Genomic DNA, 1,124 nt, shown 5'->3' with positions numbered 1-1,124 from the left:
CCGCAGCTGTTATACCAGTACCCGTTGAAATGACCATTGCCGCAATACAGCGCATGCCCGCCCATCGCTGCCGTCCGGCAGGCCCTGAGCCGACTCGCTCCCTTGAGTTGGTACCGTGGAAGCCGGTGAGACTTGAGATAGGGTTCCAGTGCCTGCTGCATGAAACTTTGAACGGTATGCGCCATGACTGGAGCATAGACAAATTTTTAGACTATATTAGAAGCAGATACGCAATCTTCGACGCAGCGCACTCCCCGAGCTTGCTCGGCAGATTTAACGCCTGGGATAAGGTGCGCCACGATGAACTCACCAAATCCACTAAACTCCAAACCAAAAATGCCGAGTCAAACGAGTCACCTTGATACCTTTGTTATGGCGCGCTTGAGGGATCCAATACAAGCATCAGGCACGCTACCGCCGAACAGAATTATTTACCTGCCATATGATTCATGCATCATACATCACTTAATAAACAGGAAGTTGAGAGATCGCAGTTTTGTGATTTATTTCAGGTAGCTATAACTAAAACCTGAATTTTTTGATGGGAATTTGAGCAGGATTTATTCGGAAGAAGAACGGACTGCTCTCTTCTTTCAATGTGAATCGGTGCTTAAGGAAAAAAGCAGCGAGTACAAAACAACAATCGAGCGTGCTGCGGACTGGAACCAACAATGTCTATTTTCATTGCAAACACCCAGCGCCATAACAGGATTGGAAAACTACGGCTTGCTAGCTGCTAAGCCTCGACCCAACGAAAATGAAGGGAATCAACACAAGTGCAGGAGGCAATTGGACAAATGAAAAAAGTACCTCAGGACGACAATCGGACGTGTTGCGTACAGTGCCAATAAATATTTATTTTCTTTGAAGACATCCAGCACCATAACAGAGCTGGAAAACTGCAATATACTAGCGACTAAGAACGACCCACCGGCAAGTAATACGGCAGCCACGTTATCTGTACTCATCTACGCCATAACGCCTGGGATAAGGTGCGCCACGGTAAACTCACCAAACCCACTAAACTCCAAACCAAAAATGCCGAGTCAAACAAGTCACCTTGATACCTTTGTTATGCAACTCCATCCATTAATACGATAATACTTGGTCGAAAATCTTTCCAC

General features: G+C 46.2%; 1 protein-coding gene. It reads right to left on the bottom strand.

Annotated features, from left to right (window positions below):
- On the bottom strand, window positions 1–185 hold a 185-nt coding region (locus EDI28_RS25825; protein ID WP_199287502.1), incomplete at its 3' end, for a transposase zinc-binding domain-containing protein.
- Window positions 186–1,124 lie beyond the last annotated feature (939 nt).

Origin of the sequence: Photobacterium chitinilyticum, assembly GCF_004104355.1 — a bacterium.
Lineage (GTDB): Bacteria > Pseudomonadota > Gammaproteobacteria > Enterobacterales > Vibrionaceae > Photobacterium > Photobacterium chitinilyticum.
Note: the sequence above shows the minus strand (reverse complement) of the source record. Positions and strands in the feature narration are given on the sequence as shown.